Source organism: Massilia sp. P2_C2 (assembly GCF_056404615.1).
The window spans coordinates 23,638-37,257 of sequence record NZ_JBFUDR010000020.1; the positions used below are offsets into that span (position 1 = coordinate 23,638).

A 13,620-nucleotide genomic window follows, 5' to 3' on the forward strand; every position below is an offset into this window, starting at 1 on the left:
ATTCCTCATGACTTTACAGGTGCGGCCGGCAGCAATTCCACCTGCACGGCGGCGCCGGGCTTCAGGTCCTTCGGCGGGCTGTCGAATTCGAGCTGCACGTCGCGCACGATGGCCGGCTGCGCGGCGGACTTGCCGTGGAAGGCGCGTCCCAGTCCGGTCACTCGCGCCGCCAGCGCCTGGCGCGTGCCGGCCACTGTGACGCGCGCCGCCTGGCCCACCTTCACGCCCGCCGCCTGCGCCTCGGGCACCTTGGCGTCGACGCCCAGTTGATCGGGGTCGGCCAGCGTCGCCACCGACAGGCCCATCCAGACCTGGCTGCCGATGGTGAACTTGGTGCCGTTGAAATTGACCCGGTGAAGCACGAGTCCCGCCCGCGGCGCCACGACGGTCAACGCGGCCTGGCCCTTGACGAGGGCTGCGATCTGGTCGCGCAGTTGCGTCACGTCGGTCTGCACGCCGGCGCGTTCGGCCTGGCGGGCGCGCCGCTGCGCCTCATACTGCGTTTGTGCCAGTTTGGCCAGCGCGGCTTTTTCGGCGCGTTCGATCACCAGCTTGTCGTAATCGACGCGGCGGATCAGCTCCTTCGGCATGCTGGCCTTGCGCTCGGCCTTCTCGGCATTGCTTTGCGCCTCGGCCTGCGCCAGTGTGCCGGCGCGGTCGGCTTCGGCCTGGTCCAGCTGCAGTTTCTCGAGCGCGCGCTCGCGTTCCTTCAGCGTGCCCTGCAACTGGATCAGCCGGTTCGTCAATTCGGTGGATTCGAACACGGCGATCGGCTGCCCGGCCTGCACCCGCATGCCTTCGGGCGCCAGCAGCGCCAGCTTGTACTGCCAGATGTACGGAATGGTCGGGGGCGACACCGGCATGGTCCGGCGCGATGCGATCTCGCCTTCGATCGTGAGCCCGGCGGCGGCGCGGGCCGCTTGCGCCGTCGGCGCGGACACGCCCGGCTCGACCAGTACGCTCATGCCCGCCACGAGCGGCAGTCCGTGATTCGCGGGCAGCTCGATCCGCGCCCGGAAATAACGTCCCTGTCCCCAGCGGGGACGCGGTTCCGGCGCGCTCGTGATGCTGGCGACGCGGCCGGCCAGCACGACGCCGGGCAGGGCGTCGAAGCGCAGGCTGACGGCGTGGCCATCGCGCAGGTAAGGACGGTCCGCTTCCAGTACCCAGGCCGTGACGGCCATGTGGCCATCGCCCAGCACCGTGCCGGCGGCATTGCCGGGCCACRCGGTGGACCCTTCGTCCAGCCGTTCGCCGGTGAACGGGCTGTAGCCATGGACGACGACGCCATCGCGCGTGGCGCGCACCTCCGACTGCGCCAGCTGGGCGAGCTGGAATGCCTCGTTGATCTGCATTTTCCTGACCTCGAGCGCACCGTCTTCCTTGCGTCGGGCGACGGCCTCGCGCGCATTCTTCAGGCCATCCTGCTTGATGACGAGATCGCGCGTGGTGTGGCCCAGCTCGGCCTGGTGGCGATCATAGTCCAGCCCCGGGATCTGCTGCTTCGGCAGTGCCGCTTCAACCTTCGCCTTGTCGAGTGCGGCCCTGGCGCTGACCAGCGCCTTCTCGGCTTCGACGGCCGCGACTTCGAGGGTCGCCGTTTCGCTGTCGGTACGCGCGCGGGCGCGCTCCCGATCCGTCCTGAGCTGGTCGATATTGGTAACGCCGACCGCTTCCGTGCGCAGCACGACGTCGCCGGCCTTGACGGGGCTGCCTTCGGGCAGGAAGGTGCGCAGGACGATCGGCGAACTGTTCGACGGCGGCACGAAAATGGTCTGCGAATCCAGCGCTTCCACTTCGCCGGTCAGCAGGACGGGGCGCGCTTCGGGCTTCGCCGCGACGGCAGGTGCCTGGCGGGCGCTGGCTGCAGGTCCGGTACCGGCGTTGGTGCCGGCGTGCGTGGCGGCTACGCCGATTGCGACGGCCAGCACGGGCGCGGTGGCCAGGAGGGCGGCGGTGCGGCGCTTCATGCTTGTCCGGCGGCGACGCGGCCGTCGCGCAGGTGGATCGTGCGCTGGGCGCTGGCGGCGATGGCCGGATCGTGGGTGACGAGCACCAGCGTCTGGCCGCCCGCATGCAATTCACGCAGCAGGGCCATCACGTCGGTGGCGCTGTTCGAATCGAGGTTGCCGGTTGGCTCGTCCGCCAGCAGCAGGTCCGGCTCGTTCAGCAGCGCGCGAGCGATGGCGGCCCGCTGCAGTTGGCCGCCGGACAGCTGGCCCGGCAGGTGATCGAGCCGCTTGCCCAGGCCGATGCGTTCGAGCAGCGCGCGGGCACGGTCGGACGCGCCGGGATCGGGATCGCGCGCATAGCGCTGCGGCAGCAGCACGTTTTCCAGCACGGTCAGGCGCGGCAGCAAATGAAAGGATTGGAACACGAAGCCGATGCGGCGGTTGCGCACGTCGGACGCGGCGTCATCGTCGAGGGCGCTGATCTCGTCCTGGGCGAGGCGGTAGTGGCCGCTGTCCGGGCGGTCGAGGCCGCCCAGCACGTTCAGCAACGTCGACTTGCCGGAGCCGGACGGGCCCATGATCGCGATGAACTCGCCTTGGGCTACGTGCAGGTCGATACCGTCGAGGGCGTGGATGGCGGTGCTGCCCTGGCGGTAGGTTTTGCGGATGGACTTGAGTTCGATCATGATCAAAAGTATTTCTTAAACGGCAATGGATTGTCAATTGCAAAAAATGCTATGTGGCAAATCTTTTTCGGTTGCAATGACATGCATACGCGAGTGCGGAGGGGCGCGGCATGGACACGATCGACATCCCGGACGTGCGGCTGCCGGACATCCGGCCTTGCCTGATCGGCACGAATTAGGTAACGTTGTCATGACATTGTGGTAACGTGGGAGGCTGGCCTCCGGGCGTGAAATGGAATTGGGATGCAGAAAACGAGTACGTTGACGGAAGTGGCCGAGGAGGCGGGCGTATCGCTGATCACGGCGTCGCGCGCGCTGCGCGGCGTCGGGCGGGTGGCGAAGGAGACGCGGGAGCGCGTGCTCGCGGCGGCGGCGAAGCTGGACTATACGCCGGACATGATCGCGCAGAAGATGCGGGGCGGGAATTCGGGCCTGGTCGGCGTCTTCGTCAACGGCTTCCGTTCGCTTGTGATGCACGAACTGCTCAGCGCCATCAACGACGAGGCGCGCCGGCTCGGGTTCGACCTCATCGTGTTCAACGCCGACCACTTCGACGACGCGCGCCGCGCCGGCACGGCCGAGATGCTGCGCAAGCTGTGCGACGGCCTCCTGCTGATCCTGCCGGACGCGAACGACGGCCTGCTGGACAAGCTGGAACGGGCACATGCCCCGTGCGTGCTTGTGAGCTTCGCCGCGCGCCAGATCGACCTCCCCGTCGTCCTCGGTTCGAACCGCCTCGCGGCCAGGGGCGCCGTCGACCACCTGATCAAGCTGGGGCACCGCCGCATTGCCTTCATTGCCGGCACGTCGTTCACCGGCCAGAGCGAGGAGCGCCTGCGCGGCTACGAGGATGCGCTGCGCGCGGCCGGCGTCAATCCCGAACCTGCCTACCTGCGCCAGGGCGACTTCAACGACGCCAGCGGCTTCGTGGAGACGCAGGCGCTGCTCGCGCTGCCGGTGCCGCCCACGGCCATCTTCGCCGCCAACGACGCCATGGCGTTCGGCGCGATCGATGCGATTTCTTCCGCCGGGCTGAAGGTGCCGGACGACATCTCCGTCGTCGGCTTCGACGACGTGATCCGCGCGGCTTTCGTCCACCCGAAGCTGACCACCGTGCGCCAGCCGCTGAACGACATCGCGGTGCGGGCCGTGGCGGAACTGGTGGGGGCGATCCGCAACGGGCGCTCCGAGGGCTTCCGCATCGAATTGCCGGCCCGGCTCGTCGTGCGCGATTCCACCGGGCCCGCGCCGAAGGGCTGACGACGTTTGCCGCACAGTCGGGATGGCATCGTTACCATCCCGATCTCTCTCCTTGCTTCCCTCAGCGTCTTGAGCGAAATCCTATTGTCTTTTGCCAAGCTGAATGGTAACGTTGTCTCAACCAGGAGGAGATGACATGAATCGAAGGGAAGCGCTGGCCCGTGGCCTCGGCGCATTGGCCATGCTGGGCACGCCCGCCTTGCGCGCGGCGCCGGCCGCACCGGCCGCACAAACGTTGGTGCCGGGCGATCCGATGGCCGCGCCGCGCCCGCCCAAGCGCTACCTGCGCACCGTCGTCGACGAGGCGCTGCTGCGGCGGCGCCTGCTGCCGGCGGACGCCTGGCATCCGTATCCGAGCGCCGGCGACCGCGCCGCGTGGGCGCGCGTGCCGGCCGACGTGGCGGATGCCATCACGGCCCGCGCCGACGCCTGGCTGGGCACCGAGTGGCCCCAGCTGCCGGCCAGCCTGTTCCTCGAATTCGCGGAGAACGGCAACCGCACGCACTACGAGCAGCGCTATTTCGAGCGGCGCAGCCGGCTGGCGGGCCTCGTGCTGGCCGAATGCGTGCAGGGGCGGGGACGCTACCTGCACGCGATCGCGGACGGCGTCTGGCACGTGTGCGAAGAGACGTTCTGGGGCCTGCCGGCGCACAGCGGCATGCAGAAGAGCGGCGTCGGCCTGCCCGACGCGCAGGAGCCCGTGATCGACCTGTTCGCGGCGGAGACCGGCGTCACGCTGGCCTATGTCCACTACCTCGTCGGCGCGCAGCTGCGCGGGGTGTCGCCGCTGCTGCCCGCGCGCATCGCGGTGGAAGTCAAAAGGCGCATTCTCGACCCTGGCTGGTCGCGCGACGATTTCAAGTGGATGGGCCTCAGGGATCGCAAGGAACCGCTGAACAACTGGACGTCGTGGATCGGTTCCAGCTGGCTGGAAGCGAACCTGCTGCTGGAGCCTGACCCCGGCCGCCGCGTGGCGGCCACGCTGAAGATCTGCGGCTGCCTGGACCGCTTCCTGGAAGACTATTCGGACGACGGCGCGTGCGAGGAGGGACCCGGCTACTGGACCCTGTCCGCCGGCCCTTACCTGGACTGCCTGATGGCGCTGGATTCCGCGCTGGGCGGCGCCGTCGACCTGGCGGCCGATCCGTTCGTGCGCCGTATGGGTCATTACGTGCTCGACGTGCACGTGGCGGGAGACTGGTACGTGAACTATGGCGATGCACATGCGCAGGTCCATCACTCGCCGCCGTTGCTGCACCGCTTCGGCCGCGCCACCGGCGACCGCGCGCTGGCCGCGTTCGGCGCGTTCCGCGCGCCCGCGCGCGGCATCACGCTCAGCGACCAGGGCCGGCTAGCGCGCGACGTGGCCGACGTGCTGGAAGTGGGGCGCATGCGCGCGACGGCCGGCGTCGACGCGTTGCAGCGCGCAGCCTGGTATCCGGACCTTGGCCTGCTGACGACGCGGGCGCGGGCCGGTTCCACGCAAGGCTTCTTCCTCGCCGTGCAGGCGGCATCGAATGCGCGCAGCCACGGCCACCACGACTCCGGCAGCTTCATCGTGTTCCACGACGGCCTGCCCGTGTTCGTCGATCCCGGCGTGGAAGCCTATACCGCGAAGACGTTCAGCAAGGACCGCTACACCATCTGGACGATGCAGTCGGGCGCGCACAACCTGCCGCTCGTCGACGGCCGCATGGAGCAGGGCAGGGATGCGCACGACCGGGCGAGCCGGGTGCGCGTCGACGATGGGCCGGGACGGACCGGCATGACGATGGAACTGGCGACGGCGTTCGGCCCGGAAGCGGGTATCCGCACGTGGCAGCGCGGCATCGCGCTGGAGCGGGACGCCGGCAGGGTGACGCTGCGCGAGACGTTCGCGCTGACGCGTGCCGCGCCCGTGGCGCTCATCTTCATGACGCCGCGCCGGCCCGAAGGATGGGAGGACGGCGCAGAGGCCGGCGCGCTCGCGCTGCCGGTGGCCGGCGGCCGCACGGTATGCCTGCGCTTCGATCCGCGCCAGCTGCGCGCGGGCGTCGAACGCATCGCCCTCGCGGACCCCGGCCTGAGGCGCGAATGGGGCGAGGCGCTGTACCGCATCAGGCTCGCGTCCGCGCAGCCGCTCGCGGTGGGCGACCTGACGGTCTCGATCGAGACATGAATCTTGACAAGGAGTCGAATTGAACAAGCGAACGATGGCGGGCGTCCTGGCGGGCGCGCTGCTTTTGCTGGCCGGTTGTGCGGACATGCCGGGGAAACAGGCGGCCGTGGTAGCGCATGACGTGCAGGCCACGGCGCCGTCGCGGGCGGAAGCGCTGGCCGTCATCGACAGGGTGAACGGCTACTGGCAGCGCACGACGCCGCCGACGGAAACGTCGTTCTGGAACGTGGCCGTCTACCATACGGGGAACATGGCGGCGTACGCCGTCACGGGCAACGAGGCGTACCGGCGGTATTCCGAACGCTGGGCCGAGCACAACCAGTGGAAGGGCGCGCAGTCCGACAACAAGGCCGAATGGAAGCTCACGTACGGCGAGACGGACGACCACGTGCTGTTCGGCGACTGGCAGGTCTGCTTCCAGACCTACCTGGACCTGTACCGCCTGGGCCCGCAGGACCCGCGCCGGATCGCGCGCGCCAAGGAAGTGATGGGATACGAGATCGGCACCGACCGTGTCGACTACTGGTGGTGGGCGGACGGCCTGTACATGGTCATGCCCGTGATGACGAAGATGTACGGGTTGACGGGCGACCGCCGCTACGTCGACAGGATGGTCGCGTATTTCCAGTACGCGAACGGTTTGATGTACGACCCGGAGACGCACCTGTACTACCGCGACGCCCGCTACGTCTACCCGCAACACCAGAGCGTGCACGGCAAGAAGGACTTCTGGGCGCGCGGCGACGGCTGGGTGTTCGCCGCGCTGGCCAAGGTCTTGTCCGACCTGCCGCGCGACGATGCGGCCCGCCCGCTGTTCGAGCAACGGTTCCGCGCGATGGCGCAGACCCTGCGGACGATCCAGCGCCCCGAGGGCTACTGGACCCGCAGCCTGCTCGACCCGGACCACGCGCCCGGCCCGGAGACGAGCGGCACGGCGTTCTTCACCTATGGCGTCCTGTGGGGCATCAACAATGGCCTGCTCGACCGCGACACCTATCTGCCCGTCGGCCTGAAGGGCTGGGATTACCTGACCCGGGTCGCCATCCAAATGGACGGGAAGGTGGGCTATGTGCAGCCCATCGGCGACCGCGCCATCCCCGGCCAGGTCGTGGACCGCGATTCGACCGCGCATTTCGGCGTGGGTGCCGTGTTGCTGGCGGCGTCCGAGATGGCGCGGCTGGCGCCCGGCCGGTGACCGGGCAGGTGGAGGCAAACGCTACTGTTCAGCATCACCCTAATTCGGGGTCAGAGCACATTTCTGATCAATGTCCGGGCGTATTCCGAGGCGCTGATTTAATCCTGCTCCATCGTCACGCAGGGCGTGCGAGCCGTCCGGTATTTGGCAGATGTTGCTCATTAGATTGTGTGCAGAAAAGTGCTCTGACCCCGAATTTTTGGTGTGTTGTTTGTCGTTGCGCCGACCGTGATTGAGGCCGGTACGTAAAGACCGCAGCGAAAAAAGCTTGCACTTTCTCCACTCCGGCGCGATGCTTCAAGGCTTGTTAGTGGGAAAGAAGTGTCATGGTGGAAGACAAAAGCGCCTGGACTGTCGGTACGCTGCGATATACCGCGGCCGGCCTCGCCATCGTCGTGTTCTGGCTGCTGTTCGGCGAGTTCGCCATCGCTTTCCGCGACCGTTCCGCCATCCCGGGCGTGATGGAATTGCTGCGGCAGCACCATGCCAGCGATACCATGGTCGCCCTGCTCGTGTCGGCGCTGCCGGCGCTGCTGGGCAGCGTGCTCGTGCCCATCGTCGGCTTCCGCTCCGACCGCTTCCGCAGCCGCTGGGGACGGCGCCTGCCGTTCCTGATGGGGGCGACGCCCGTCGCGGCGCTCGTCCTCGTCGCGCTGGGGCATTGCGCGATGATCGGGCATGCCACCGACCGCCTGCTTGGGACCTGGTCGCCCGGCGTGGATGCGTGCGTGCTGGCGTGGTTCTGCCTGTTCTGGACACTGTTCGAGGGCGTCGCGGTCGTGACGCTCGCGTTGTACGGTGGCCTCGTGAACGACATCGTGCCGCGCCCCGTGCTCGGGCGGTTCTACGCGGGCTTTCGCATCGTCAGCCTCGGCGCCGGCATCCTGTTCAACCTGTGGGTATTCCGCCTCACCGAGCATCACCTGCGCGAAGTCTTCCTCGCCATCGGGCTGTTCTTCGGCGTCGCCTGCATGCTGATGTGCTGGCGCCTGCGCGAAGGCGAATACGGGCCGCTGCCGCTGGACGGGCAGGACGGGCAGGGCGCGCATGGGCCGGCATCCTGGGGCGCCATGGCCCGGGCGTATTGGCGCGAATGCCTGTCGGACCGCTATTTCCTGCTCGTCTTCCTCGCGCTCACGGCGTCGGAGCTGACGTTCTCCCCGTTCAACACGTTCTCGCAGCTGTATGCGGAATCGCTGGGGATGGACAAGGCCCAGCTGGGCCGGCTGCTGGCGACGTCGTACGCGCTGTCGATCGGGCTGTCGTCCGCGGTCGGCTGGCTGGTCGACCGCTACAGCGCGGCCAGCGTCACGCTGCTGGTGATGGGCCTGTACCTGTGCGTGGCGGGCGGCGGCTACTTCGCCGTGCATGACCTGGACAGCTTCGCCGTCGTCTATGTGTTGCACGTGCTCGTGTCGGGCGCTTATTACACGGCGTCCGCGTCGCTGCCGATGGTATTGTTCCCGCGCGCCCGCTTCCTCCAGTTCGACGCGGCGAAGCGGCTAGTCTTCTCGACCTCGAACACCGTGCTGAGCTTCCTGCTCGGCCCCATGCTCGACGCGACGGGTCACCACTACGGCCTGACGCTGTCGTTCGGGGCATTGCTGGCGGCGGCCAGCGTCGTCACGTTCCGGACGCTGTTCCGCGCGGCGCGCGGGCGCGTCGGCGCGGCGTCGTCGGCGTGACGCCCGCTGCGGGATCGCCCGCCGCGGGATCGCCCGCCGGACCTGTCGATTCGCGCACGACGAGTTTCGCCGGGAAGGCGATGCGCGCCGGGTCCGTGACGCCGCCGGCGATCATGCCGACCACTTCGCGCACGGCATAGGCGGCGATCGCGTCGAACGGCTGGTGCATCGTCGTCAGGCGCGGGTACACGCAGTTTGCGGTCGGGATGTCGTCGAAGCCGATCACGGAGATGTCGTCGGGAACCCGCAGGCCGCGGCTGTTGATGGCGTCCATCGCGCCGAACGCCATCTCGTCGTTGGCGGCGAAGATGGCGGTCGGCGCGACGGGGAGGGCGAGCAGGCTTTCGGTGGCCGCGAAGCCGCCCGTCTGCACGAACGCGCCGTTGACGACGAGCGCCGGATCGGGCGCGATGCCGGCCGTCCGCAGCGCGTCTTCATAACCGCGTTGGCGCTCCGCGCTCTGGCCGGTGCCCGGATTGCCGGCGATGAAGGCGATGCGGCGGTGGCCCAACCCCAGCAGGTGCTCGACGGCCGCGCGCGCGCCCAGGCGGTTTTCCGCCGCCACGACGGGCACCGCGAGCGGGCGGGCATCGAAGCTGATCACGACGCTGGCCAGTTGCTGGCGCTCGATGGCGTCGAGATAGCGGTCGTCCGCGCCCGGCATCACGAGTAGCAGGCCGTCGCACAGCTTGCCCAGCAGGTCGCAGGTCGCCATGCGGTCGGGGCTGTCGAAGCGCTCGGCGTTGAACAGCAACAGGTCGTAGCCCTGCGCGCGTGCATGCGTGCTCAGCGCGCGGATGATCTCGTGCAGCACGACGGGGCCGTAGTTGTTGACGAACACGCCGAGCAGGCGGCTGCGCTCGCCGCGCATGCGCCGCGCCAGCGGATCCGGCGTGTACTGCAGCTGCGCGGCGGCGGCCATGATGCGTTCGCGCGTCTCGGCCGACACATAACCCTCGCCGCGGATGGCGCGCGATGCCGTGATCGGCGCCACCCCTGCGAGCCGGGCGACTTCACTGAGTTTGCTGGTTTTGCGCATGGCGTATCCGAAAAGCACGCAGTGTGACGGATTTATGAGACAACGTACATCACAAATTTCGTCAAAGGTATGACTGTTTCGTATGGATGCCAGCGTTTCACGACACAAAATTCACCGAAACCTCTGTAAAATCATCGAGAAAACAACGGTTTATGGTCGATTTGGTGTCGTTTGTGCGCTATTGCTCTTTAATAATCGCTTGTGGTAACGTGACCACCATCCCGCGTAAAGACTCCTCAGACGGGATCGAACCTATAACGACAAACAATGGAGACAAGATGAACAAGACGTTGCTCGCCACGCTGTTGCCGGTGGCGCTGGCCGCTGCATACGGGAATCCGGCCCTGGCCCAGGACACTGCCGCTCCCGCCACCCCCGCAAGCGATGCGGCGCCGCCTTCCCAGGACGCGGCCACGGCGGGTGCAGCGGGTACGACCCCTGCGGCCGCCAACACCGTCGTCGTGACGGGCTTCCGTTCCAGCCTGCAGAAGGCGCTGAACCTGAAGCAGCAGGCCATCGGCGTGCGCGATTCCATCGTCGCCGAGGACATCGGCAAATTCCCCGAGGCGAACGTGGCGGAGTCGCTGCAGCGCGTGCCGGGCGTGATCCTGAATCGCGACGAAAGCTCGGCCGAGGGCCAGCGCATCTCGATCCGCGGCCTGCCGACCGATTACACGGTCACCACGCTGAACGGCGCCCCGGTCAACACGACGTCCACGAGCACCATCGGCAGCGCGGCGCGCGGCTTCAACTACGACGTGTTCGCGTCCGAGCTGTTCGGCCGCGTCGACTTCTACAAGACGCCGCTGGCGGAACTGCCCGAAGGCGGCATGGGCGGCGTCGTCGACCTGCAGACGCCGCGTCCGTTCGACAGCCCGAAGCGCACCGTCCGTTACGGCGTGTCGGCCGCGTACAACACGATGTCGGAGAAGACCGATCCGAACCTGTTCGCCCTGTATTCGAACACGTGGGGCAACTGGGGCTTCCTCGCCGGCGCGTCGCACTCGAAGGCCGTCAACAACCGCTCCGGCTTCGAGGCGACGGGCGGCTACAACAGCTCGCGCCGCGGCAGCGCATCGCCCGTGCTGGGCAACTTTGCGCTGCAGCTCGACTACGACGACCCGCGCGCCAACCTGTCCGGCTACACGCGCGACCAGATCGACAATGCTCTGCTGCCCCGCATCTACCGCTTCTACGGCTCGCAGAACCGGCGTACGCGCGACGGCCTCGTGACGTCGCTGCAGTTCAAGGAGGGTGGCCTGAACATCAGCCTGGACGGCCTGGCCTCGCAGCTGAAGAACAGCCGCGACGAGCTGTACTACGGCATCCTGATCCGCAACAGCAAGACGACCGACCGCACCGCGCCCGCCGGCCAGACGGGGCACAACGGCCTCGTGCCGCTGAATGTCCACATCGATCCGGACTCGAACCTGTTGACGGGCACCTTCGGCAATACGTCGTACAGCAGCGGCGTCACGTATGGCGAGGACAAGACGAAGTTCGGCTACCTCGCCTTGAATGGTCGTTGGGAAGCTCGGCGCGGCACCGTGCTGACCGGCCAGCTGTCGGCCAACAACAGCGACGCGCTGAGCTACCAGGACACGCTGTCGGGCCAGATCTTCGGCGTCGATTCCACGATCGACTACGGCGCGGACCACGTGTACCCGTCGCTGTCCTCGCCCGTCGACTACACGAATCCCGCCAACTTCACGGGCTTCGGCATCGGCACGAGCTGGACGCGCGAGACCGACAAGGGCCGCCAGGCGCGCCTCGTGCTGGACCAGGACTACGGCCTGCGGGGCGACTGGACGGGTCATTTCAAGGGCGGCCTGGTGTACGTCGACACGACCAAGGGCATCGAGAAGCGCAATGGCACGGCCGCCATGACCACGAAGCTGAACCAGCTGGGCGACGCGGGCCTGCGCAGCGGCATGGTCTCGAACCTGCCCATTTCGAACCTGGACATGGGCGACGGCTGGCCGCACCGGTTCGGCACGTTCACGCGCGGCTACACCTTCGGCACGTTCGACCCGCTGGCGTACAACACGGGCGCCACGTTCACGCCGGCGCAAAGCTTCGGCGCCGAGGAAAAGGTCACCACCGCCTTCGTGCAGTCCGACTTCAAGGGCGAGGTGCTGGCGCGCGAACTGCGCATCAACGCCGGCGTGCGCTGGGCGCAGACGAAGCTTGGCATCGACAACTTCAAGAAGACGGGCAGCGGCAACACCTACGCGCCGAACGAGGAGCACGGCAAGTACACCAACGTGCTGCCGGTCGTCAGCGCAGCGTACGACCTGACGGAAGACCTGGTCTGGCGCGCATCGTACGGCAAGACGATCAGCCGCGCATCGCTGTCGATCATCGCCGCGCAGACCGTCATCCCGAACATGTTCGACAACACGGCCACGGCGGGCAATCCGAACCTGAAGCCGCAGCAGTCGAAGAACCTGGACACGAGCCTCGAATGGTATTTCAAGCCGGGCAGCGTGCTGTCGGCCGCGTACTTCAAGAAGGAGCTGACGGACGCCACCGTGTCGAGCACGACGCAGACGACGTTCGGCGCACTGGGCCTGCCCGACACGGCGCTGGGTGCCATCTTCCAGGACAAGAACGGCCACGTCGATCCGAACCTGCCGATGACCCTGCGCACCTACGGCAACGCGGGCCAGCAGACCTTGAAGGGCTACGAGCTCGCGTACCAGCAGGACTTCAACTTCCTGCCGGACCCGTTCAAGGGCCTCGGGGCGCTGGCCAGCTATACGCACATCGACCCGTTCAACAGCCAGAAGTGGATCACGACGGCGGGCAAGGAAATCGAGGTCAACTCGGTCCCGAAGTACGCGTACAGCTTCACCACGTATTACGAACGCGGCCCGCTGGCGATGCGCCTCTCGTACAATTACAAGGGCCGTTCGCTGCATCCGGATAATCCCAAGAACAATGGCGATGACCTGATCCGCTGGCGCGCGGCGCGCGGCTACCTGGATGGCACCATCAGCTACAAGCTGACGGAAAACCTGGAACTGCGCCTGGACGCCCTGAATCTGACCAATACGCTGTCCTACGATTATTTCGAGGATGCGACCGGCCGGTACGGCGACGGCCACCGCACCCGCATGGACTATGCAAAGTATGATGGCCGCACGATCAAGTTCGGCCTGCGCGGCAAGCTCTAATTTTCAGCATCGACGACCATATGACCATTGATTTCCAACGCCGCCGCCTGTTGCAGGGTGGCGCCGCCGCGGCGCTGCTGCCGCTCACCGGCACGATTCACGCCGCGGCCTCGCACCGTTTCGCCGTCGGCGAGCACGATTTCCTGCTGGACGGGAAACCGATCCAGATCCGCTGCGGCGAAATGCACTTCGCGCGCGTGCCGCGCGAGTACTGGGCGCACCGCCTGAAGACCATCAAGGCGATGGGCCTGAACGCCGTGTGCGCCTACCTGTTCTGGAATTACCACGAGTGGCGGGAGGGCCGCTACGACTGGGCCGCCCAGCGCGACGCCGCCGAGTTCTGCCGGCTCGCGCAGCAGGAAGGGCTGTGGGTGATCCTGCGCCCGGGCCCTTACGCCTGCGCGGAGTGGGAAATGGGCGGCCTGCCGTGGTGGCTGCTGAAGCACGACGGCGATGCGTTCCTGCGCAC

General features: G+C 67.5%; 9 protein-coding genes. 6 read left to right on the top strand and 3 right to left on the bottom strand.

The annotated features are described in order from the left end of the window. Nucleotides 1–5: 5 nt before the first annotated feature. A complete protein-coding gene (locus tag AC1DYX_RS04255; protein ID WP_477256605.1) occupies nucleotides 6–1,970 on the bottom strand; it encodes an HlyD family secretion protein in 1,965 nt (654 codons plus the stop codon). Continuing rightward, complete coding sequence (locus AC1DYX_RS04260; protein WP_477256607.1) at nucleotides 1,967–2,638, bottom strand: ABC transporter ATP-binding protein; 672 nt, start codon at nucleotides 2,636–2,638, stop codon at nucleotides 1,967–1,969. Before AC1DYX_RS04260 ends, AC1DYX_RS04255 begins: the two co-directional genes overlap by 4 nt. Before the next feature lie 243 nt (nucleotides 2,639–2,881). On the opposite strand from AC1DYX_RS04260, the gene AC1DYX_RS04265 reads away from it, so the two are divergent. The 4 genes from AC1DYX_RS04265 (at nucleotide 2,882) to AC1DYX_RS04280 (ending at nucleotide 8,936) form a co-directional block, all read left to right on the top strand. Then, complete coding sequence (locus AC1DYX_RS04265) at nucleotides 2,882–3,898, top strand: LacI family DNA-binding transcriptional regulator (protein WP_477256609.1); 1,017 nt, start codon at nucleotides 2,882–2,884, stop codon at nucleotides 3,896–3,898. 136 nt (nucleotides 3,899–4,034) lie between these two features. After that, complete coding sequence (locus AC1DYX_RS04270; protein WP_477256611.1) at nucleotides 4,035–6,056, top strand: heparinase II/III domain-containing protein; 2,022 nt, start codon at nucleotides 4,035–4,037, stop codon at nucleotides 6,054–6,056. 19 nt (nucleotides 6,057–6,075) lie between these two features. Then, the gene (locus AC1DYX_RS04275; protein ID WP_477256614.1) at nucleotides 6,076–7,251 is read left to right on the top strand and encodes a glycoside hydrolase family 88/105 protein; all 1,176 of its coding nucleotides are present in this window, start codon (nucleotides 6,076–6,078) and stop codon (nucleotides 7,249–7,251) included. Nucleotides 7,252–7,577: 326 nt separating this feature from the next. Continuing rightward, nucleotides 7,578–8,936, top strand: a complete 1,359-nt coding sequence (locus AC1DYX_RS04280) for an MFS transporter (protein ID WP_477256616.1) — start codon at nucleotides 7,578–7,580, stop codon at nucleotides 8,934–8,936. On the opposite strand, the gene AC1DYX_RS04285 is transcribed toward AC1DYX_RS04280, so the two are convergent. After that, nucleotides 8,875–9,975: a LacI family DNA-binding transcriptional regulator gene (locus AC1DYX_RS04285; RefSeq protein ID WP_477256618.1), complete on the bottom strand. Its 1,101-nt coding sequence runs from the start codon at nucleotides 9,973–9,975 to the stop codon at nucleotides 8,875–8,877. The genes AC1DYX_RS04280 and AC1DYX_RS04285 overlap by 62 nt on opposite strands. A 278-nt stretch (nucleotides 9,976–10,253) precedes the next feature. On the opposite strand from AC1DYX_RS04285, the gene AC1DYX_RS04290 reads away from it, so the two are divergent. Further along, nucleotides 10,254–13,151, top strand: coding sequence for a TonB-dependent receptor (locus tag AC1DYX_RS04290; protein ID WP_477256620.1), 2,898 nt, complete (start codon nucleotides 10,254–10,256; stop codon nucleotides 13,149–13,151). 20 nt (nucleotides 13,152–13,171) lie between these two features. Then, a partial coding sequence (locus AC1DYX_RS04295) for a beta-galactosidase (RefSeq protein ID WP_477256622.1) occupies nucleotides 13,172–13,620 on the top strand: 449 nt, incomplete at its 3' end.

Bases quoted from the DNA above. Each gene is read 5' to 3' on its own strand.
- AC1DYX_RS04260 (WP_477256607.1), bottom strand. From the start codon at position 2,638: ATGATCGAACTCAAGTCCATCCGCAAAACCTACCGCCAGGGCAGCACC.
- AC1DYX_RS04265 (WP_477256609.1), top strand. From the start codon at position 2,882: ATGCAGAAAACGAGTACGTTGACGGAAGTGGCCGAGGAGGCGGGCGTA.
- AC1DYX_RS04270 (WP_477256611.1), top strand. From the start codon at position 4,035: ATGAATCGAAGGGAAGCGCTGGCCCGTGGCCTCGGCGCATTGGCCATG.
- AC1DYX_RS04280 (WP_477256616.1), top strand. From the start codon at position 7,578: ATGGTGGAAGACAAAAGCGCCTGGACTGTCGGTACGCTGCGATATACC.
- AC1DYX_RS04285 (WP_477256618.1), bottom strand. From the start codon at position 9,975: ATGCGCAAAACCAGCAAACTCAGTGAAGTCGCCCGGCTCGCAGGGGTG.
- AC1DYX_RS04290 (WP_477256620.1), top strand. From the start codon at position 10,254: ATGAACAAGACGTTGCTCGCCACGCTGTTGCCGGTGGCGCTGGCCGCT.